Origin of the sequence: Janthinobacterium sp. 75, assembly GCF_004365495.1 — a bacterium.
GTDB lineage: Bacteria > Pseudomonadota > Gammaproteobacteria > Burkholderiales > Burkholderiaceae_D > Janthinobacterium.
Window position 1 is genome coordinate 4,778,726 of record NZ_SORD01000001.1, and the last position, 21,044, is coordinate 4,799,769.

The 21,044-nt window shown below is 63.9% G+C and carries 14 protein-coding genes, 1 tRNA gene and 1 pseudogene; 8 read left to right on the forward strand and 8 right to left on the reverse strand.

The genetic code is table 11. The features are described 5' to 3' along the window. Positions 1-58: 58 nt before the first annotated feature. The 8 genes and pseudogenes from C8C89_RS21755 to cysS form a co-directional block, all read right to left on the reverse strand. Positions 59-343 carry a hypothetical protein gene (locus C8C89_RS21755; protein ID WP_133992508.1) on the reverse strand — a complete coding sequence of 95 codons (285 nt, stop codon included), beginning with the start codon at positions 341-343 and terminating at the stop codon, positions 59-61. Between the two features lie 151 nt (positions 344-494). Then, positions 495-665 (reverse strand): annotated as a pseudogene (locus tag C8C89_RS21760) (methyl-accepting chemotaxis protein); the annotation flags it as partial. Between the two features lie 378 nt (positions 666-1,043). After that, positions 1,044-1,136: transfer RNA gene (locus C8C89_RS21765), tRNA-Ser, on the reverse strand. A 110-nt stretch (positions 1,137-1,246) separates the two neighbouring features. Then, entirely contained in the window at positions 1,247-2,494 is a 1,248-nt protein-coding gene (locus C8C89_RS21770) for an aspartate kinase (protein WP_035817435.1), read from the reverse strand. 196 nt (positions 2,495-2,690) lie between these two features. Further along, positions 2,691-4,109, reverse strand: coding sequence for a tRNA lysidine(34) synthetase TilS (gene tilS, locus C8C89_RS21775; protein WP_133992510.1), 1,419 nt, complete (start codon positions 4,107-4,109; stop codon positions 2,691-2,693). 167 nt (positions 4,110-4,276) lie between these two features. Beyond that, a complete protein-coding gene (locus C8C89_RS21780; RefSeq protein WP_034756951.1) occupies positions 4,277-5,251 on the reverse strand; it encodes an acetyl-CoA carboxylase carboxyltransferase subunit alpha in 975 nt (324 codons plus the stop codon). Positions 5,252-5,305: 54 nt separating this feature from the next. Next, a complete protein-coding gene (locus C8C89_RS21785; protein ID WP_101484455.1) occupies positions 5,306-5,989 on the reverse strand; it encodes a DNA-3-methyladenine glycosylase in 684 nt (227 codons plus the stop codon). 35 nt (positions 5,990-6,024) lie between these two features. Then, the gene (cysS, locus tag C8C89_RS21790; protein WP_101480581.1) at positions 6,025-7,422 is read right to left on the reverse strand and encodes a cysteine--tRNA ligase; all 1,398 of its coding nucleotides are present in this window, start codon (positions 7,420-7,422) and stop codon (positions 6,025-6,027) included. Between the two features lie 278 nt (positions 7,423-7,700). Here cysS and C8C89_RS21795 point away from each other — a divergent pair, with 278 nt between their 5' ends. From C8C89_RS21795 to C8C89_RS27080, 8 genes are all read left to right on the forward strand, one after another. After that, the gene (locus C8C89_RS21795; protein WP_101480580.1) at positions 7,701-8,339 is read left to right on the forward strand and encodes a peptidylprolyl isomerase; all 639 of its coding nucleotides are present in this window, start codon (positions 7,701-7,703) and stop codon (positions 8,337-8,339) included. A 71-nt stretch (positions 8,340-8,410) separates the two neighbouring features. Further along, a complete protein-coding gene (locus C8C89_RS21800) occupies positions 8,411-8,902 on the forward strand; it encodes a peptidylprolyl isomerase (protein WP_071326571.1) in 492 nt (163 codons plus the stop codon). An 86-nt stretch (positions 8,903-8,988) separates the two neighbouring features. Next, positions 8,989-9,744 carry a UDP-2,3-diacylglucosamine diphosphatase gene (locus C8C89_RS21805; protein WP_133993599.1) on the forward strand — a complete coding sequence of 252 codons (756 nt, stop codon included), beginning with the start codon at positions 8,989-8,991 and terminating at the stop codon, positions 9,742-9,744. A gap of 69 nt (positions 9,745-9,813) precedes the next feature. Beyond that, positions 9,814-10,542 carry a DUF72 domain-containing protein gene (locus C8C89_RS21810; RefSeq protein ID WP_133992512.1) on the forward strand — a complete coding sequence of 243 codons (729 nt, stop codon included), beginning with the start codon at positions 9,814-9,816 and terminating at the stop codon, positions 10,540-10,542. 132 nt (positions 10,543-10,674) lie between these two features. Further along, positions 10,675-11,055 carry a GntR family transcriptional regulator gene (locus tag C8C89_RS21815; RefSeq protein WP_101480577.1) on the forward strand — a complete coding sequence of 127 codons (381 nt, stop codon included), beginning with the start codon at positions 10,675-10,677 and terminating at the stop codon, positions 11,053-11,055. Continuing rightward, complete coding sequence (locus C8C89_RS21820) at positions 11,052-11,924, forward strand: ABC transporter ATP-binding protein (protein WP_133992513.1); 873 nt, start codon at positions 11,052-11,054, stop codon at positions 11,922-11,924. The genes C8C89_RS21815 and C8C89_RS21820 overlap by 4 nt, the downstream gene beginning before the upstream one ends. Further along, positions 11,921-12,922 (forward strand): hypothetical protein, encoded by a 1,002-nt coding sequence (locus tag C8C89_RS21825; protein WP_133992515.1) that lies wholly within the window; start codon positions 11,921-11,923, stop codon positions 12,920-12,922. Before C8C89_RS21820 ends, C8C89_RS21825 begins: the two co-directional genes overlap by 4 nt. Positions 12,923-13,673: 751 nt before the next feature. Further along, positions 13,674-20,903, forward strand: coding sequence for a hypothetical protein (locus tag C8C89_RS27080; protein ID WP_166674822.1), 7,230 nt, complete (start codon positions 13,674-13,676; stop codon positions 20,901-20,903). Positions 20,904-21,044: the final 141 nt, after the last annotated feature.

The following is a 21,044-nucleotide window of genomic DNA, read 5'->3' on the forward strand; positions in this document are numbered from 1 at the left end:
ATTATAAATGAGAATCATTACTATTTGTGCGCATGCGGGATATGCGAACGCCGTCGCATCACGCGGCGGAAAGGACAACTGGTGCTGCCAGACGTCGCCCTGCAGCGAAACGCCCATGCGTTCCTGCAATTCGACCGCGCAGGCCTCGCCCTTGACGCCGTCGATACGGCAGCGCCCCGCCCTGCATCAGCAGGTCGGCCTGGCGATAGGCAGGCTGGACGCAATTGGCGTACTGATAGCTGAACACATCGAGGAACGGCGGTACGGCCTGGGCAGACGCCGCCATGGCGGGCGACAGGCCGGCGCACAGGACGACGATCGCAGTGCGATACCGTGCATTCATGTTGCTTCCATATGAGTAAGCGGCACGCAGGCAAGAGCATTGCGACATTGACAGGCGCGGCACTGTACCGCCTACGGCGCTGTCGCATGGCCCGTGCGCAAGGGGCGTCTGCCAATACATCACGCGCCGGCAAGGCAATGCCCGGCCATCGATTCAGGGCCAGGATATTCGACTGGAAAGCGATGCCGTCGATCACATCGACAATATCGACGATTTTGCGCGAGCTGCCATTGATGACGCCCATCGTATCGACCACGCGCCCGACCTCCTGCCCGCCCTGCACGGCAAATTCCGACGCCGATACCAGTAACTGATTGGCCTGCGCCTGCATGCCCGACGACAGATCGAAATTGCCGGCCGCGATTTCGCGCTAAGCGACGGTGATGCTTCACCAGAACGAAGTTTCTGCGCAGCTTTTGCAGATTATGCAACCGTCAAAGGGATGGGGGCGATGAGGAGGATAGAATGGATACGTGCGGCTGGGCCGGCGTATGTGCTGTGGACAGCGGCGTATGTGCTGGCTGCCAGTGCCTGAAGTGAGGGGACGGCGTTGGCCGCTGTGCGGCCAACGGCCGCGCACAGCGCGGCAGAATGGCGATTCGGAAAGGGCTGGGCCAGTACGGCCCAGCCCTTCGAATCCCGCCGTTCCGTCCAGACAAACAAAAAAGCCTCCCGCAGGGGAGGCTTTTTTGTTTGATTCTGGCGGAGACGGTGGGATTCGAACCCACGATACAGGTATAAGCCGTATGCATCCTTAGCAGGGATGTGCCTTCGGCCACTCGGCCACGTCTCCTAGCTGATTACTCAACTATGTCTCTGTAGCTAACTGCGCTGCAGCGACGAACGTCATAATATCGATTGCCCCCCCTTTGGTCAAGGGCGTGGGGCAATATTTTTAGATATTTAAGCTTTTTCCAGCTCGAACGCTTTATGCAGCGCGCGCACGGCCAGTTCCATGTACTTTTCATCGATCAGCACGGAGATCTTGATTTCGGAAGTGGAGATCATCATGATGTTGATGCCCTCTTCCGACAGGGTACGGAACATTTGCGATGCCACGCCAACGTGGCTGCGCATGCCCACGCCGACGACGGACAATTTCGACACTTTGGCGTCGCCCGTGATGCTGGCCGCGCCCAGCGATTCGCGGTTCGCTTCCAGCACGGCCAGCGCGCGCGTGTATTCGCCGCGCGAGACGGTGAAGGTGAAGTCCGTTTTACCGTCGACCGACTGATTCTGTATGATCATGTCGACTTCGATATTCGCGTCCGCCACCGGCCCCAGGATGTGGTAGGCCACGCCTGGGCGGTCGGGCACGCCGAGCACGGTGATTTTGGCTTCATCGCGGTTGAAGGCGATGCCGGAGATGACTGCTTGTTCCATGTTTGTATCTTCCTCAAACGAAATCAGGGTGCCTGAATTGGCTTCTATTTCCAGCGGCAACATCGGGTCGGTCAGCGACGACAGCACGCGCGTGGGAACGCGGTAGTTACCGGCAAATTCCACCGAACGCGTTTGCAGCACTTTGGAGCCCAGCGAAGCCAGTTCCAGCATTTCTTCAAAGGTGATGGTCTTCAGGCGGCGCGCCTCAGAGACCACGCGCGGATCGGTCGTGTAGACGCCGTCGACGTCCGTGAAGATCAGGCATTCGGCCGCCTTCATGGCGGCGGCAATCGCCACGGCCGACGTATCGGAACCGCCGCGGCCCAAAGTCGCGATGTTGTCGTGTTCGTCAACGCCCTGGAAACCGGTAATAATGACAATCTTGCCCGCATCGAGGTCGCGCTTGACTTTTTCGTCATCGATCGACTGGATGCGTGCCTTGGTAAAGGCGGAATCGGTCTTGATCGCGACTTGCCAGCCAGCATAGGATACGGCTTGTTTGCCGATCGCCAGCAGTGCCATCGACAATAGGCCGACGGACACTTGTTCGCCTGTCGAGGCGATCATGTCAAGTTCACGGGGATCGGGTTGATCCATGATTTCCTTGGCCAGTCCAATCAGGCGGTTGGTTTCGCCCGACATGGCCGATGGCACCACCACGATTTGATGCCCAGCGTCGTGCCACTTGGCAACGCGCTTGGCGACATTCTTGATACGGTCAGTCGAGCCCATCGACGTACCGCCATATTTGTGGACGATTAAAGCCATAAGAGTGAAGTTTCCGCTCAAGAAGAATAAAAAAGGAGGGCTTTACTCTACATGCCGCAATGCAAAATAACAAGCTAAAAAGCGCATTAGCTCATACCGATTGCGCATATGGAAATAACCAATCCATGCAGTCCGGAGCGCATGGGCAGCCACTTGCCGGCCACCCCGAGAGTGGCCGTAGCAGCTGCGCTTACGCTCAGCAGGAGACCCAGCGCAAGGCGACGCGGGGACGATCCAGCAGGCTCATGCAATGACAATCGAGGCCAATACCGGCCGCATACAGCAATTGTTGCGCCGCACAGACAAGTGGCAGGCGTTCGCGCTCCCAGGCGGGCACGTCAAACGCCTGGTAGTGGTATTTCAAGCTCTTGGTGGGACGGTTCAGGGCCAGTTTCAGGCGCTCGCCACCCTGGCGGAAATCGATCGTCAAGGTTTGAGATTGCAACCAGGCAATATCGATACCTTGCCCGCCCTCTTCCACCGCATCGAAATGCAGCACGCCGCCATACGCGGGGAAGGCCAGGCTGGCTTCGCCGCGCCACGCAAATTGCTGGCCAGCCTTTTCCAGGCCGGGAATGCCAGCGTCACTCTTGTCGCGCATGCCAGCCAGGTCATCGAGCTTGGGCGTCAGGTACAACCGGTCGCGGTGGCGCCGCACATGGCATTCGGGATGCGTCACCAGTAGTTGCGCATCGGGCCGCGCTTCCAGCAATTGCGCCAGCATTTCCGCCAGCCACGCCGTCGACGGCATGCGCAAGCCGCGCGTGCTGAACCAGTGACGCAGCAAGTTGTAGCAGCGGTCCGTGCTTAACTCACGCAATTTCGCCAGTTCGATGCAATCGCCGTCGAGGCAAGCGGCCAGATCCTGCGTCGCCAGTTCCGTCAGCAGGCGCTGCGCCGATTGCGCATGCTGGGCGCTGCGGGCGAAACGCTCCTGGAAACCGGGAAAGGCCTGCGCCAGCACGGGCATCACCTGGTGCCGCAAGGCATTGCGGGCAAAGTGAGGATCGTCGTTCGATTCATCGTGGATATGCGCTATCGCATGCTTCGCCACGTACGCTTCGAGCTGCTTGCGCGACACGGGCAGCAAGGGACGCGCCATCACCAGGTCCGGGTTGCCCAGCAGCTCGGGCGCGCTGTTGGCACCATCCATGCCGGACAAGCCCGCCGTGCCGGAGCCGCGCAGCAATTGCAGCAGCACCGTCTCGGCCTGGTCATCCTGGTGGTGGGCCGTCAGCAGCAAGCGCACGCCGTGCGTGGCGCACAGCTCGCCGAGGGCGGCATAACGGCGCTTGCGGGCGGCTTCTTCCGTGCCCGTCGTCGCCTTCTTTTCCAGGATCACCTTGCGCGCTTCGAAGGCGATGCCCATGGCGGCGCACAACTGCTCGCAATGCGCCAGCCAGGCATCCGCATTCGGGCTCAGGCCGTGGTGCACGTGAAACGCGTGCAGGGCCACGCCGTGTTCTTGCGCCCAAGCATGTGCCAGGTGCAGCAGGGCCGAGGAATCGAGGCCGCCGCTGAGGGCGATACCCACCCTGCTGCCGGATGGCGGCGCACAGGCGTCCAGCGCGCTGGCAAAGATATCGGCGACGGTGGCGGTTTGTTGCTTTTTCAATGTGGACTCCGGGAATGCAAAGAGGGACAGGCGGCTAAACGGATGGTGTCGTTTAGCGGACTGTCCCTGGAAATACTTATTCATTGCAGGCGAAAATCAGGGGTCAGACCCGACGGGACTCGGCGTCCCCGTCTAACCCCAGCATTTTGCTGCGTAGCCAATATCGCTTACTCGCTCGGCGTGGTTTCCTTGAACTTGCCGTAGCTCAGCAGTTTTTCATGGCGCGCGGCCAGCAGATCCTTGGTTTTCATGCCATGGAACTGGCGCAGGGTGTCGGCCAAGGCGCGCTTGAGCAAGGTGGCCATCTGTTTCGGATCGCGGTGGGCGCCGCCCAGCGGCTCATTGATGATCTTGTCGATCAGGCCCATGGCTTTCAGGCGGTGGGCAGTCAGACCCAGCGCCTCGGCCGCGTCCGAGGCGCGCTCGGCGCTCTTCCACAGGATGGAGGCGCAGCCTTCCGGCGAAATCACGGCATAGGTCGAGTATTGCAGCATCAGCACGGCATCGCCCACGGCAATGGCCAGTGCACCGCCGGAACCGCCTTCACCGATGATGGTGGCGATCAGCGGCACTTTCAATTCAGCCATCACGTACAGGTTGTGGCCGATGGCTTCCGACTGGCCACGTTCTTCCGCATCGATACCGGGGAAGGCGCCTGGCGTGTCGACGAAGGTGAAGATGGGCAAGTTGAACTTTTCAGCCACTTTCATCAGGCGCATGGCCTTGCGGTAGCCTTCCGGTTTCGGCATGCCGAAATTGCGCATGGCGCGCTCTTTCGTGTCGCGGCCCTTCTGATGGCCGATGACCATGCACGGCTGGCCATTGAAGCGGGCCAGGCCGCCCACGACGGACAGATCGTCGGCGTAGCTGCGGTCGCCATGCAATTCGTGGAAATCGGTAAAGATTTCATTCACGTAATCCATGGTGTAGGGCCGCTGGGGGTGGCGCGCGATCTGCGCCACTTGCCAAGGCGTCAGCTTGGCGTAGATATCTTTGGTCAGTTGCTGGCTCTTCTTGGCCAGGCGGTCGATCTCTTCCGAGATGTCGACGGCCGAATCGTCTTGCACGAAGCGCAATTCTTCAATCTTGGAATCGAGTTCCGCGATCGGCTGTTCAAAATTGAGGAAAGTCGTTTTAGTCATTGTACCTCCAGGTTTTACCGGCCACGGCGCCAGGGCGCGCGGCGTCATCTATGTTTATTTTACCGTACCGGCTGCTGCGCCGGGGGCTGCATCGGGTGAGGCAGGGGCAGCTGCAGGGTCGAGACTGCGCCACAAATACCACGTCGCCACGGTGCGCCACGGTTCCCAATTGGCGGAAACTTCGCGCGCATCGCTGCGAGAAACGGGTTCGCCGGAAAAATAATTGACGCTGATACCCTGGATCAAACCGGGGTCGTCGAGCGGCAAGACATTCGGCCGTAGCAGATTAAATATCAGAAACATCTCGGCTGTCCAGCGGCCGATGCCGCGGATTTGCACCAGTTCGGCGATGACGGCTTCGTCATCCATCTGGTCCCATTGGCTGGCGTGCACACGCTTGGCCTTGAAATGGTCGGCCAGGTCGAGGATGTACTCGGTCTTGCGTTTGGACAAGCCGCAGGCGGACAGTTGCTCGGCGCCCGCCTTCAATACTTGTGAAGGCGTGCATTTCGGGCAAGCCAGCAGCAGCTTTTTCCAGGCAGCATCCGCCGCCTTGGGCGTGATCTGCTGGCCCACCAGCGAACGGGCCAGGGTGGTAAACGGGTCGCTGTGGCCGACCAGGTGCAGGTCGCCAAATTGCGGGATAAGCTTTTTCATGATGCGGTCGCGCTTCATCAGCTCGATCTTCGCCTCTTCCCAGTAGGCCGGCACCTGGATCACTGCTGCCGTGGCCGTCATGCTGGTGGCTTCCCCGTTTTCCCTGGACGTTGGCATCATGCCCGGCGCCAGTTCGTCGAGCCGTCAGGCTTGTCTTCGAGAATAATGCCTGCCGCCAACAGTTCAGCCCGGATCTTGTCGGACTGAGCAAAGTCGCGCGCCTTTTTCGCCGCGCTGCGCGCCGCGATGGCCGCTTCGATGCCTGCCGCCTCATCCTGGCCGCCGGCGGCAGCGCCAACGGTTGCCTGCAGGAATTGCTGCGGCGTGCGCTCGAGCAAGCCGAATACGCCCGCCAGGCCCTTCAATTGACGCGCCAGGGCCGGCGACTTGCTCTTGTTGACTTCCGTCGCCAGGTCGAACAGGGCGGCCACGGCCAGCGGTGTGTTGAAATCGTCATCCATGGCTTCGGCCACGCGGGCGGCATGCGCTTCGCTCCAGTCGATGGCGCCCTCTTCCACCACCACGTCGGCCAGCGCCGTGTACAAGCGCGTGAGCGACAGGCGAGCATCATCGAGGTGCACGTCCGAATAATTGAGGGGGCTGCGGTAGTGCGCGCGCAGGATAAAGAAGCGGATCACTTCGGCATCGAACTTTTGCAGCACTTCGCGGATGGTGAAGAAATTGCCCAAAGACTTGGACATTTTTTCATTGTCCAGGCGCACGAAGCCGTTATGGATCCAGTAATTCACGCTGGTGTGGCCGAACGCGCCTTCGGATTGGGCGATCTCATTTTCGTGGTGCGGAAATTGCAAGTCCGCGCCACCGCCGTGGATGTCGAACTGTTCGCCGAGCAAGGCGCATGACATGGCCGAGCACTCGATATGCCAGCCCGGGCGGCCCTTGCCCCACTTCGTATCCCATTTGACTTCGTCCGGCTCGGACTCTTTCGACGACTTCCACAGCACGAAGTCGAGCGGATCGCGCTTGCCCGTGTTCACGTCGACGCGCTCGCCCGCACGCAGGTCGTCGAGCGACTTGCCCGACAGCTTGCCGTAGCTGGGGAAGTTGCGCACGGCGTAATTGACGTCGCCATCGGCGCCCTGGTAAGCCAGGCCCTTCGCTTCCAGCTGCTCGATCAGGCGCACCATCTGTGGCACGTATTCAGTGGCGCGCGGCGTATGATCGGGCGTCAAAATGCCCAGCGCGGCCGTGTCTTCATCCATGTACTGGGTGAAACGCGATGTCAGTTGGGAAATGGTCTCGCCGTTTTCCACTGCGCGGCGGATGATCTTGTCGTCGATGTCCGTAATATTGCGCACATAGGTGACGTCGAAACCGGACGCTTTCAGCCAACGATAGATGACGTCGAACGCCATCATCATGCGCGCATGGCCGATATGGCAATAATCGTAGATGGTCATGCCGCAGACGTACATGCGTACCTTGCCCGCTTCCATCGGGACGAATACCTGCTTCTCGCGAGCCAGGGTGTTGTAAATCTTTAGATTGCTCATCGTACTTTGCAAGTGGAGCGGCCGCCAGCCTGGCAAAACGACAGACAGGCGCGGACACCGGGGGTGCCGCGCCACTGAACTGCCGTGTGCGCCAAGACTGGTCGAGCCGCTATAGTGTTGTTCTTGTTTGTTAGAATTAGGGCGTTAGCGGTCAAGTATAACATTGATAAAAACCATACTGGCCCGATATGAATCAGGTTTTTACGATGTTCAACCGAATTTTCAGTTATTTACAATTAAAGCAAGTTTAGAGAAAAATAACGATCAAGGACAACTTCATGCAAGAAATCAAATCGAAACGCCTGTCTTTCCTGGCCCGCTTTTGCACCCTGTTTGCCGGTCTCACCCTGGGCAGCGCCGTCGTGGCAGCCGCGCCAGCCAGCCCTGCGGCTACCCTCGATCCCACGCCGCACGTGGCCCTGAAAACCAGCCTGGGCGAGATCGTGCTGGAACTGGACCAGGAAAAAGCGCCCCAAAGCGTGGCCAATTTCTTGCGGTATGTCAAAAGCGGTTACTACAAGGGCACCGTGTTTCACCGCGTGATCGATGGCTTCATGATACAAGGCGGCGGCTTCGACAAGAACATGAAGCAGAAAGCGACAAAAGCGCCGATCAAGAATGAAGCGCAAAACGGATTGCAGAACGTGACCTACAGCATCGCCATGGCGCGCACGGGCGACCCGCATTCGGCCACGTCGCAGTTCTTCATCAACGTGAACAATAACGGCGCGCTCGACTACCCTGGCCGCGACGGCTTCGGCTACACGGTGTTCGGCAAAGTCGTCAGCGGCATGGACGTGGTCGACAAGATCAAGGCCGTGCCCGTTGCCGACAAGGGACCGCACCAGAACGTGCCGGTCACTCCCGTGGTGATCGAATCGGCGACTTTACTCAAATCAGCGCCCGCAAAACTGTAAAATAGCGTTTTTGCGGCCCTGAACCACGGGGGCCGTCGAATCATTCTTCATCTAATTTATTAAGGATCATCATGACCTCCGTCATCATCACCACCAATCTGGGCAAGATCACCGCTGAACTGGACGCCGAAAAAGCGCCGAAAACGGTTGCCAACTTCCTGGCCTACATGAAAGCCGGTCACTACGACAACACGATTTTCCACCGCGTCATCGACGGCTTCATGATTCAGGGCGGCGGTTTCGAGCCAGGCATGAAACAAAAGCCTGCCGATACCACCGTGGAAAACGAAGCCAAGAACGGCTTGAAAAACGATACCTACACCCTGGCCATGGCCCGCACGTCGGACCCGCACTCGGCATCGGCACAGTTCTTTATCAACATCAAGAACAACAGCTTCCTCGACTACCCAGGCCAGGACGGCTGGGGCTACGCCGTGTTCGGTAAAGTTACCGATGGCAAAGAAGTCGTCGACGCCATCCGCGCCGTGAAAACCTCGCGCGCCGGCATGTTCGCCGACGTGCCAGTGACCGATGTCATCATCGAAAAAGTCGAAGCCGCTTAATCAGGCTCTGGCATCATGAACAACAGGCATTGCAGCGTTTGCGCCTCTCCATGCACTTCACTTTTTGGGAGCGTTGAACGATGACAATGCCTGCCGCACTCTTTATTTCCGACCTGCATCTGCAGAGCTCGCACCCGCGCACCAGCGCGGCGTTTCTTTCTTTCCTGGAACACCATGCGCAATATGCGCAAGCGCTGTATCTATTAGGCGACCTGTTCGAATACTGGGCCGGCGACGATGACCTGGAAGACCCGTTCAATGCACGCATGACGGCTGCCATCCGCGCGGTCAGCGATGCTGGCGTGCACGTCTACTGGATCGCCGGCAACCGCGATTTTCTCGTCGGCTCCGGCTTTGCCGCCGCCGCCGGCGCCACCCTGCTCAGCGAACCGCACGTGGCGGCGATTGCCGACCAGCGCATCGTCTTGCTGCATGGCGACGCCGAATGCACGAACGATGTCAAATACATGGAGTTTCGCGCCATGGTGCGCCAGCCCGCCTGGCAAAGACAGTTCCTGTCCATGCCGCTGGCGCAGCGCAAGGCCATCATAGCCGGTTTGCGCAAAAGCAGCCGCGAGCACAATGGCGAAAAAGCCATGGACATCATGGATGTCACACCCGACGCGGTGGCGCAAGTATTTGCCGAACATGCCAGTGCCGTGATGATCCACGGCCATACGCACCGCCCTGCCGTGCATAAAGTCGGCCAGACCTTGCGCTATGTCCTGCCCGACTGGGAATGCGACGTGACGCCGCCGGAACAGCCGCGCGGCGGCTGGATCGCCATCGATGCGCGCGGCAACATCACGCGCCACGATCTCAGCGGCAACATCATCGACTAGCCCTGCGCCGACCGCCCCACGGGCGTTTGTCTGACAGCTGCGCCCGCCAAGCTTTGCTGTAATGGTGGCATGACCACGCCCTTTCCCACGCCCTTGATCGGCACGGCCGGCTGGAGCATTTCCAGCGCCGCCGCCAGCCACTTCCCCCTTGATGGCAGTCATCTGCAGCGCTACGCCCAGGTGCTGGACTGCGTGGAAATCAATAGTTCCTTCTACCGCCCGCACCAGCCCGCCACTTACGCGCGCTGGGCCGCCAGCGTGCCTGAGCATTTCCGCTTCAGCGTGAAATTGCCGCGCAGCATCACGCACGAACGGCGTTTGCGCGATGGCGTGGCCGAGCTGGATCGCTTTGCGGGGGAAGCCTTGCAACTGGAAACAAAACTGGGCTGCGTGCTGGTGCAGTTGCCGCCCAGCCTGCATTTCGAGGCTGACGTGGCCGCCGTATTTTTCCATGCGCTGCGCCAGCGCTTCGACGGCATGCTCGCGTGCGAAGCGCGCCACGCCGGCTGGTTCGACGCGCAGGCCACCGAACTACTGATACAACAAAGCATCACGCGCGTGCGCGCCGATCCGCCAGCCGGCCAGGCCGGCCCGCATGTGCCGACCACGGACCTGGCGTACCTGCGTCTGCACGGCAGCCCGAAAATCTACTGCTCGGACTACACCGCCGAGTATCTGGCCAGCCTGGCCATCTCCTTGCGCACACAGGCACAGGCCGGTAGCTGGTGCGTCTTCGACAATACGGCAGCAGATGCCGCCCTGTTCAATGCGCTGGACCTGCGGCGGCGGCTTGCCTGAAATAATGCTTGCATTCCCGATTCTTAGTGTTATAGTTAACTACAACACCGAATCAACAAAACACCAAGGAGTCACTATGCCCTCAGCACTACTCTCGCGCCGCGTCGCCCCGTCTCTATCGGAGCGCATCCCGTGAGCGCGGAATGGAATGACAATAGCCCCATCTACCGCCAGCTCAAGGCCAGGGTGGTGGGCATGATGCTCGATGGCGTGCTGCAGTCCGGCGACGCCCTGCCTTCGGTGCGCCAAGTGGCGGCCGATTATCAATTGAATCCCATCACGGTCTCGCGCGCCTATCAGGAACTGGTCGACGATGCCCTGGTGGAAAAACGCAGAGGACTCGGTATGTATGTCTTGGAAGGCGCCCGCGACAAATTGCTGGCCAGTGAACGCGAACGCTTCATGCGCGAAGAATGGCCGGCGATGCTGGAACGCATCACGCAACTGGGACTGGACCTCGATCAACTGCTGCAAGCGAGCCGCGACAGTGGCGCACACGGAGAGAGCGCATGAATGCATTGAACAACGATAGCGTCATCAGCGCTCGGGGCCTGCGCAAGCAGTATGGCAAACAGGTGGCCATCGATGGCATCAGCTTTGACATCGCCCCGGGGCGCATCGTCGGCTTGATCGGGCCTAACGGTTCCGGCAAGACCACCACCCTGAAAGCCATCCTCGGCCTGACGGGCTTCGACGGTGAGCTGTCGGTGCTGGGGCGCGATCCTCGCGTGCAGCGCGACGCGCTGATGGACGATGTGTGTTTCATCGCCGACGTGGCCATCCTGCCGGGCTGGCTGCGCGTGGCCGACGCCATCGATTTCGTTGCCGGCGTGCATCCACGTTTTGATCGCAGCAAGGCCAAACGCTACCTGGCCCACACCAAGCTGGCACCGAAGATGAAGGTCAAGGCCATGTCGAAGGGCATGGTGGTGCAGCTGCACCTGGCGCTGGTGATGGCCATCGACGCCAAACTGCTGGTGCTCGACGAGCCCACCCTGGGCCTCGACATCCTGTACCGCAAGCAGTTTTACCAGAACCTGCTGGAAGACTATTTCGACGAAAACAAGACCATCGTCATCACCACGCACCAGATCGAGGAAGTGGAACACATCCTCAGCGACCTGATGTTCATTCGCGACGGCAAGATTGTGCTGGCTTCGACCATGGAAGAGGTGGGCGAGCGCTACATCGAGGTGATGGTGGGCCCGCAACACCTCAATCCAGCGCGCGCCCTGCAGCCGATCAGCGAACGCAGCGTGTTTGGCAAGTCGGTGATGCTGTTCGACGGCGTCGCCCGCACCCAGCTGGCTGCCCTGGGCGAAGTACGCACGCCCAGCCTGGCTGACCTGTTTGTCGCGACCATGAAAGGATCGTACCAATGAGCATTTCCCCTGCAAACAAGATGCAATGGCTGCTACGGCGTGAATTGTGGGAACACAAGGGCATGCTGGTGTGGACGCCGGCCCTGATCGGCATCGTCATGACGCTGCTGGGCGCCCTGATGGCGGCCGCGACCGTTGCAAAGAGCAAAATGCACACGGCGCTCATCGTCAATGGCGAAGAAATTTCCTGGAGCACCGTCTTCAATACCCGCACCTTCGGCCCGCGCCGTACGGAAATCATCGATGCCGTCGCCAACAACTATACATATGCGGCCGCGCCGCTGTTCCTGGCGCTGGGCTTCCTGGTATTTTTCTATTGCCTGAGCGCCCTGCATGACGACCGCCGCGACCGCAGCGTGCTGTTCTGGAAATCGCTGCCCGTCTCGGATGCGCAAACGGTGCTGTCGAAAGCGGCCATCGCCCTGCTGGTCGCGCCGCTCATCGTGGCCGCCGCCGCCAGCCTGACTTCGCTGGCCCTGATCCTGATCCTGAGCGGCGTGCTGGCGGCCAACGGCATCCATGTGTTTGTCGATTTGCTTGGTTCTCCCGGGCTATACCTGGGACCGCTGCGCGTGTTCGGCTTGCTGCCCGTGTATTGCCTGTGGGCCTTGCCGACGGTGGGCTGGCTGCTGATGGTATCGAGCTGGGCCAAGTCGAAAGTCTTCCTGTGGGCAGTCGGCGTGCCCTTGCTGCTGCTCATCCTGACGGTCTGGGCCGGCAAGCTGACGCAGACGGAAAGCGACGTCAACTGGATACAGATGAATGTCATCGGACGCGCGCTGCTGGGCACTCTCCCCGGCAGCTGGTATCTGTTCGAACCGGAACTGCTGCCGCGCATGCACGCCCTGGCAGAGGGGGGGTCGCACATGACACGCATCGATGTGTTCAGCAATTCCTGGTCCAGCCTGGCCATGCCAGCCGTCTGGCTGGGCGCAGCGGCAGGCGCGGCGCTGATATACGCTGCCATCCGGTTGCGCCGCTGGCGCGAAGAAGACTGACAAGCACACGATCCCTGCCTCATCAAAAAACGCCCCGCCCGTCGGGGCGTTTTCCATTTGTGCCCCATTCGGCCACCTGAAATAATAACTATTCTCCTGATAGTTATTATCAGCCCATCTCAGCATCAAATAAAGGCTACTCAATCGATAGCATCAAATAGATATAATAATTACAAAAAATTATTTATATAGAATCGTATTAGCCATCACATTACATCAACAAAAAACAAAAAAACCACAACTAGCAATTCGATAGCGAGACGGCTTTTTGGATGAAAGGCGCAGAAATACTGGAAAACGGCAGCAGATTCAGCCGGAACAGGCCATTTCGTGACAATTCGTGACTATTCCCTCCTGCAAAGCTAGGCAGAATAAAGCCATATTGAGTGATCAAAATAGAATCGATAGTTTCAAAATTGAAACTATCCTCAGAATGACAGCAGGTCTTACCTTCATGTAAAGACCGCGTCCTGACAGTAGATATCGCCCGAAGGACCCATTCGAGGCGAAAAAAATACGCGCAAACGTAGCCACAAAAAAACAAATGCAAAAATAACATTTTTCATATTACTGAAGAGCGCCAGCGATTTTTTTCCAGTTATGTTTTACTTGCCACTATCAACAACGGCGACACCAAAGTTCAACCACGGCCCAAGCCATGCCGGAGTAAGTAAGGAAACGAATTACATTATTAATTTTTTAATATTTTAAAAAATTGAACGAATATATGCCAACTTCCGGAGACATTAAAATGGCCACCACCCAAAATCCAGCTCCAGCTCCCGTCAATGCCGAAGGCGCTGGCACCAAGATCGCGACGCCTGCAAAAAAAGCCGCCAATCCGAAAAACGGCGACCGCAAGCAGTATGACGACGACGAACTCATACAAGGAGCCGATGCCAGCCAGACCATGCCGCCTGAAAATGTCGTCGAAGTCACGGGAAGCGCCGATAGCGGCAATGCCGGCGCCCTTGGCGCGGCAGCTGCGGTGGCTGCAGCCGCCTTGGCCGCAGGTAGCGGTGGCGCGGCCGCAGGCCAGGCCGGTAACGCCAGCGCCGATCCCGGCACGCAGCAAAGCGATAACAACGGTGGCGCTGCAGGCGCCACGGGCGCGGGTGCAGGCGCCGCCGGGATTCCCAGCGGCAGTGTCGTGGATGTCGCCGGCGCCTCGGCTGGCGCGGGTGCCGGAGCAGGTGCCGGCGCTGCGGGTGGCCTGGGCGGCCTTGGCGTGCTGGGTGCGCTCGGCGGCCTTGGTCTGGTTGGCGCTGCGGCAGGCGGTGGCGGCGGAGGCGGCGCCGCGGCCGGCGGTTCGGGCACGGGCGGCACAGGCACGGGCGGCACTGGCACAGGTGGCACAGGTGGTACTGGCACAGGCGGCACAGGCGGCACGGGCACGGGCGGCACCGGCACAGGTGGCACTGGCACCGGCGGCACGGGGACGGGTGGATCGACCGGCGGCCAGGGTACGGGCGGTACCGGTGGCACGGGCGGTACCGATGGCACAGGCGGCACGGGCGGCACCGGTGGCACGGGTGGCACCGGTGGTACGGGTGGCACCGGTGGCACGGGTGGCACCGGTGGCACGGGTGGCACCGGTGGTACGGGTGGCACCGGTGGCACGGGCAACCAATCCACCACCATCATCGTCACCGACGCGGCAATATTGGCCGCCGCGGCGGCCGCAGCAGCCACGGCAAATGCCCTGGCCGATGACGCCAGCGCCGCCGCGGCAGCGGCTACGGCAGCAGCTTCTCTGGCAGCGGCGAATGCCGCCCTCCTGGCCGACCAACTGGCGGCACAGGCCGCAGCAGCAGCGGCAGCAGCCTTGCTCGCTGCAAATAACGCCACCAACGACGATACGCTGGCGGCCAGCACGGCCGCCGCCGTACCCGGCGCGCAAGCGGCCGCTACCGCCGCCACGAATGACGACAGCGCGGCCGCTGCGGCTGCCGCTACCGCCGCCATCTCCCAGGCCGCCACCACGTCGGCGCAAAACGACGATGCGGCTGCCGTCACGGCCGCCGCCGCCGCCGCCGCCGCACACGCCGCTGCCGATGCGGCGCAAACGCAAGCGGACCAGACCAACGCTCCGGCATTGCAAGCCATCGCCGATGCAGCCGACGTGGTCGCCACCGCAGCCGACACCCAGGCAGCGCTGACTGATGCGGCGGCCCTGGCTGTCATCTCAGCCAATGACGCCGCCGCCGCTGCCGCCGCCACGGCGCTGGCCAATGCCACGGACGCCGCCGCGCTGGACCTGGCGGCAACGGCCGCCGCCAACGCCGCCGTCGCGGCCGGCATCCAGGCCGGCCTGACCGATGCCGCCGCCCTGGCCATCATTTCCGATGCGGATGCCGCCAATGCCGCCGCAGCCGCCAGCGTGGCCGCCACCACCGATGCCGCCGCCCTGACCGCCGCCTCGAATGCGGCCGCTACCGCGGCAGCGAATGCAGCGGCAGCCGCCAATGCCAGCGACGCCGCGGCACTGGGCATCGCCGCCACCGCCGCAGCGAATGCCGCCGCCGCGGCCAGTACGCAAGCGGGTCTGACCGATGCCGTCGCCTTGACCATGGCAGCGGACGCCGCTGCCGGCGTCGCCGCCTGGGACGCTGCCATCGCCAACGCCACCGACGCCGTCGCCCTGCAGGCTGCCGCCGACGCGGCCGCGACGAACGCCGCTAATGCACAGACACAGGCGAACATGACGGACGCGCCCACCCTGGGCCTGATCGCCGACGCAGCCACCCTGGCGTCGGATGCGGCACAGGCACAGGCCAACCTGACCGATGCGGCTGCGCTGGCCCTGATTTCCGATGCCGACGCTGCTGCTGCGGCAGCCGCCGCCTTGGCCGCCAGTAGCGATGCCGCCGCGCTCGACGCCGCAGCAGCCCTTGCCGCCACCGTGGCGGCGAATGCCGTCGTCACCGCCAACCTGAGCGACGCTGCCGCCCTGCAAATCACGGCCGATGCGGCTGCCAGCACATCCGTGAGCGCCGCCGCGCAAGCGGCATTGACGGACGCCGCCGCCCTGCAATTGATTTCCGACGCCGATGCCGCCGCCGCGCTGGCAGCGCAAACGACGGCTAACCAGACGGATGCGGCCGCCTTGGCCGCTGCCGACGCAGCCGCCGCCAGCGATGCCGCAAATGCCCAGATAGTTGCCGACCAGACCGATGTCGTTGCCCTGCAGCAAGCAGCCGACCAGGCGGATGCCGATGCGGCTGCCGCCAATACACAAGCCAGCCTGCTGGACGTTAATGTTGCCCTGAATGCTTTCAATCTGGCCAACCTCGCCGCCCTGGCCGCCAACGTCACGGCCGGCCAGACCAGCGTCATCGACCTGACGGCTACTGTCAATGCCTTGCAGCTCGGTGCCGATGGCGCCGATGCCGATGCCGCGCTGTTCGATGCCACCATCCTTGCCGGTATCTCCACCGCCGATGCATTGACGGCAGCCGGCCTGCAAACCATCGCCGGTGCGACTGATGCCGTCGCGCTCGCCGCCGCCGCCGCTGCCGCCGTCTCGGCGGCGGAAACGGCCGCCCTGCTGGGCGGCAACGACATCTCGGCCGTCAGCGCCGCAGCCGCGGCACAGGCCGCAGCTACTGCCGCCGCTGCCACAGCCGCACTGACCGATGCCGGTGCGCTGGGCATCATCTCCACTGCCGACGCCGCCGCTCAAATTGCCGCCCAGACGGCTGTCGCCAGCTTGACGGCCGCCAATACGCTGGCGCAAAACGCGCTGACGACGGCACAATTAGTTGCCAACCAGACCGATGCCGTGGCCCTGGGCCTGGTGTCGTCGGCCGCCGACGCGGCTGCGGCTGCGGCCGTCACGAACGCTGGCCAGACCGACGCCATCGCGCTGAGCCTCATCTCGAACGCCGATGCGCTGGTCGCGACCTCCGCCGCCAACCTGGCGGCGTTGACGGATGCCACAGCGCTGGGACTCATTTCCACGGCCGACGCGACCGCCGCAAACGTATTGCAGGCAACGGCCAACCTGACGGATGCCGCCGCCCTGGGCCTGCTCGCCACGGCCGCTGCCACCGCCGCCAATACAGCGACGAACGTTGCCAACCTGACCGATGCGGTGGCCCTGGGCACGCTCTCGGCAGCCGCAAACACCGCTGCCAATACGGCCGCCGCCACGGCAGCGCTGACAGACGCGACGGCATTGGGCCTGGTTGCCACGGCCGACGCGACAGCCGCTGCCGCCCTGCAAACGACGGCCAACCTGACCGACGCCGTGGCACTGGGCCTCGTGTCGACGGCGGCCAACACGGCCGCCAGCACCGCTGCCGCCGTCGCCAACCTGACGGATGCCGTGGCCCTGGGCACCGTCTTGACAGCCGCCACGGCCGCCGCCAACACAGCCGCCGCCACGGCCGCCCTGACGGACGCCGTGGCCTTGGGCTTGACGGCCACCGTCGATGCAGCTGCCGCCACCGCCGCACAGACGACGGCCAACCTGACGGACGCCGTCGCCCTGGGCCTGGCAGCGACCGCGAATGCCACCGCCGCCACGGCGGCGGCCACCGTTGCAGGCCTCACCGATGCCGTCCTGCTGGGCACCGCCCACACGCTCGACGTCACGGCCGCCACCGTGGCAGCCACCAAGGCCGCCTTGACGGATGCCGCCGCCCTGACCACCATCGCCAACAACGACGCCGCCAATGCGGCCGCCCTGGCTGCCTATTCCACGGCCCATCCGCTCGACTTGGTGGCGGCGCTGGCGGCTACCGTCGCCGCCACCACGGCCGGCTTGTCGAACACCGCTGCCCTGGCGGCGCAAGCGGACGACGCGGCGGCCGCCTCGACAGCCGCCACGGCTGCTGCATCCCTGACCGCCCTGAACAATGCGCTCGCGGCCGACAATGCCGCCACCGCCGCCGCCACCCTGGCCCTGACGTCCCAGGCAGCAGCCACGGCGGCGCAGCTGGACGACACGCTCGCGGCAACTGCCGCTGGCGTGGCTGCCACCTCGCTGGCAGCGGCCCAGGCGGCGCAGGCAGCCGATACAGCCGCCGCCGCGACGGCAGCGACGGCGGCCAATGCCCTGGCAGCCCTGAATGCGGCCTTGCAGGCGGACGCGAATGCGGCCGCCACGGCCGCCGCCGCCGTGACGGCGAGCGCAGCCTCTGCCGCCGCCGTCGCCGACGATCTGGCGGCTGCGACGGCCGCCACCGTCGCCAACGTCTCGCACGCGGCCGCTCAAGCGGCGCAACTGGCCGACAGTGCCGCCGCCAGCGCCGCCACCATCGCCGCCAACGCGCTAACCTCCCTGAATGCGGCCCTGGCCGACGATGCGGCGGCCGCTGCGGCTGTACTGAACTCCACCAATGCAACGGCGGCCGCCGTCGCCGCTACCGCCGCCGACACCGCCGCCGCGGCAGCCGCCGCCGTGGCCGCCATTTCGGCCGCCGCCACGCAGCACGCGCAAGCGGATGATATCGCCGCTGCCGCCGCCGCCCTGACGGCATCCATCTCGCTGGCAGCCACCCAGGCCGCCCAGGCCGCCGATCTCGCCGTCGGCACGACCGCGGCAGCGGCGGCGAGCGCGCTGGCGGCGCTGAACCAGGCCCTGGCCGACGACAGCGCTGCCGCGGCAGCCAGCACGGCGGCCAGCAACGCGCAAGCGGCCCTGAATGCCGCCACGGCAACACTCAATGCGGCAATCTTGACTGCCAGCGCCTCGCTCGCCGCCACCAATGCCGCCCTGGGTGCCGACGCCACGGCGGCCAGCACGGCGGCCGCTGCAGCCGCCGCACAAGTCCTTGCCGATGCCGCGCTGGCGGCCGATGCAGGGCTGGCCGCGCTCGCGACGGCAGCCAACAATGCACTGGCAGCAGCCAGCGCGGCGCTGGCCGCCGACGATGCCGCCGCCAATGCCGCGCACACGGCCGCGCTCTCGGCGGCCGCGACGCTGGCGGCACAACTGGCCGACACGGCTGCCCTCAATGCCCATGCCGCGCTGAACGCGGCCATCGCCAACCTGAACGCCGCCGTGACGGCCGATACCAACGCCACGGATGCCGACAATGACAAAACGCTGAAACTGAATCTCCTCCTCGCCGCCCAGGGATCGGCCGATGACGCTGCCCAGGCCAATGCCAATGCGGCGGCCGCCCATGCGGCGCTGGCTGCAGCCCAGGCAGACGATGCGGCGGCGGCCACCGCTGCCGCGAACGCGATCGCAGCACATACTGCGGCGGTCGCGGCGCAAAATGCCGATGCAGCAGCGGCAGCGGCAGCGGCGCAAGCGGCAACTTCGCTGGCCGCCACGCTCAATGCCCAGGCAGACGATGCCACGGCGGCCGCGGCCGCCACGGCTGCGGCAAATGCGCAACTGGCGCTGGACGCAGCCCTGGCAGCCGACGCCAACGTCGCCGCCACCGCCGCTGCGGCAGCCGCCGCCCAACTGGCGGCGCAAAACGCGCATGACGCCGATGCAGCGGCAGCGGCAGCGGCCGTCGCGGCAGCAATTACCCTGGCAGCCACGCAAGCGGCGCAGGCCGATGACGCGGCAGCCGCGCTGGCAGCGGCCAACGCCGCCAACGCTCAGGCTGCGCACGACGCAGCCGTCGCCGACGACCAGGCCGCAGCGGATGCGGCCGCCACCGCAGCGCTGGCGCAAACGGCTGCCACGGCAGCGGCAGCCGCCGATGCCGCCGCCACAGCCAGCGCCGCCGCAGCGGCAGCGTCACTGCTGGCCGCCCAGGCGGCGCAGGCCGACGACACGGCCGCCAACCAGGCAGCGGCCAATGCCGCCGCCGCCACCGCCGCGCACACGGCCGCCATCGCCGCCGACGCCCTGGCCGTCAGCACGGCGGCAACGGCTGCCAGCGCCCTGGCAGCGGCCACCGCTGCACAGAACGACGACGATGCCGCCGCAGCTGCGGCGGCCACTGCCGCCATCTCGCTGGCACTCACGCAGGCGGCTCAGGCGGACGATACGGCTGCAGCGGCAGCCACCCTCAACGCCAACAACGCGGCGGCGGCCGCGCTGGCCGCCCATGCCGCCGATGCGGCCGCACCGCTGGCGCAGGCCCAGGCAGCCGCTTCCCTGCTGGCCCTGCAAGCAGCCCAAGCCGATGACGCCGCCGCCGCCAGCGCAGCGGCAGCAGCTGCGCAGGCGCATGCCAATGCCAACGCAGCGCAGGCGGACGACGCGGCGGCGGCCCAGGCCAATGCCAATGCGCAGGCGGCCGACATCGCCCTGGCGCAGGCAAACGCACTCGCCGCGCAAACCGACGCCAGCGCCCTGGCGCTTATATCGAATGCGGACGCGGCCCACGCCGCCGCCGTGCAAGCCATCGCCGACCAGACCGATGCCGTGGCCCTCACCCAGGCCGCCGATGCGGCAGCGGCAGCGGCGCTGGCAGCGGCGCAGACGGCCGCCCAGACCGACGCCAACGCCCTGCACCTGGCCGCCGATGCGGCGGCGGCCGCCGCCGCATCGGCGCAAGCGCAGGCGAACCTGACGGACGCCAGTGCGCTGACGGTAGCGGCGAATGCCGATGCCGCCGCAGCGGCGGCATCCCAGGCGCAGGCCGATCTGACGGACGCCAACCAGCTGTTCGTACTGAGCCAGAATGCCCTGCACAACCCGCTGACGGTAGCCGACTTCAGCACCGGCCTGCCGGCCGCCGGCGGCGACGTGATCGACATGTCGGCCATCGCCGACCTGACGGCAGCGGTGGCCGTAGGCGTCAATCTGAGCACGGACTTTGGCAACGACAACCTGTTCATCTTCGACGGCACCTCCGTGTCGATCGGCGCGGCGGCCAGCGCCATCGCGGCCGACAGCAGCGTCTTGTCGGGCCAGGGCTACATCGTCATCGCCGATGCGCAAAACAGCGGCGCCGTGACGGTGTATCACTCGAGCGACCTGAGCAACGCCAACGCCATCGACACGGCGCTGGTACTGCTGAGCGGGGTGAACATCACGCAACTGACGGCGGCCAACTTCGTCGTCTGAGGCAGGGCACCCACGCCAGGCGTCGCGCCTGGCACGGCAGCGGGAGCGCAAAACAGCGCGCTCCCGCCACACCTTGAAATGCGTCAGGCCTAGTGCCGGAAAAATACGGGATGAGATTACGCGGTTTCCCAGCAATATCCT

What these genes read in the sequence shown, in the direction of transcription:
- C8C89_RS21780 (WP_034756951.1), bottom strand. Translation starts at nt 5,251, where the DNA reads ATGACTAAAACGACTTTCCTCAATTTTGAACAGCCGATCGCGGAACTC.
- C8C89_RS21805 (WP_133993599.1), top strand. Translation starts at nt 8,989, where the DNA reads ATGCCTGCCGCACTCTTTATTTCCGACCTGCATCTGCAGAGCTCGCAC.
- C8C89_RS21755 (WP_133992508.1), bottom strand. Translation starts at nt 343, where the DNA reads ATGAATGCACGGTATCGCACTGCGATCGTCGTCCTGTGCGCCGGCCTG.
- cysS (WP_101480581.1), bottom strand. Translation starts at nt 7,422, where the DNA reads ATGAGCAATCTAAAGATTTACAACACCCTGGCTCGCGAGAAGCAGGTA.
- C8C89_RS21795 (WP_101480580.1), top strand. Translation starts at nt 7,701, where the DNA reads ATGCAAGAAATCAAATCGAAACGCCTGTCTTTCCTGGCCCGCTTTTGC.
- C8C89_RS21810 (WP_133992512.1), top strand. Translation starts at nt 9,814, where the DNA reads ATGACCACGCCCTTTCCCACGCCCTTGATCGGCACGGCCGGCTGGAGC.
- C8C89_RS21825 (WP_133992515.1), top strand. Translation starts at nt 11,921, where the DNA reads ATGAGCATTTCCCCTGCAAACAAGATGCAATGGCTGCTACGGCGTGAA.
- C8C89_RS21785 (WP_101484455.1), bottom strand. Translation starts at nt 5,989, where the DNA reads ATGACGGCCACGGCAGCAGTGATCCAGGTGCCGGCCTACTGGGAAGAG.
- C8C89_RS21800 (WP_071326571.1), top strand. Translation starts at nt 8,411, where the DNA reads ATGACCTCCGTCATCATCACCACCAATCTGGGCAAGATCACCGCTGAA.
- C8C89_RS21770 (WP_035817435.1), bottom strand. Translation starts at nt 2,494, where the DNA reads ATGGCTTTAATCGTCCACAAATATGGCGGTACGTCGATGGGCTCGACT.
- C8C89_RS21820 (WP_133992513.1), top strand. Translation starts at nt 11,052, where the DNA reads ATGAATGCATTGAACAACGATAGCGTCATCAGCGCTCGGGGCCTGCGC.
- C8C89_RS27080 (WP_166674822.1), top strand. Translation starts at nt 13,674, where the DNA reads ATGGCCACCACCCAAAATCCAGCTCCAGCTCCCGTCAATGCCGAAGGC.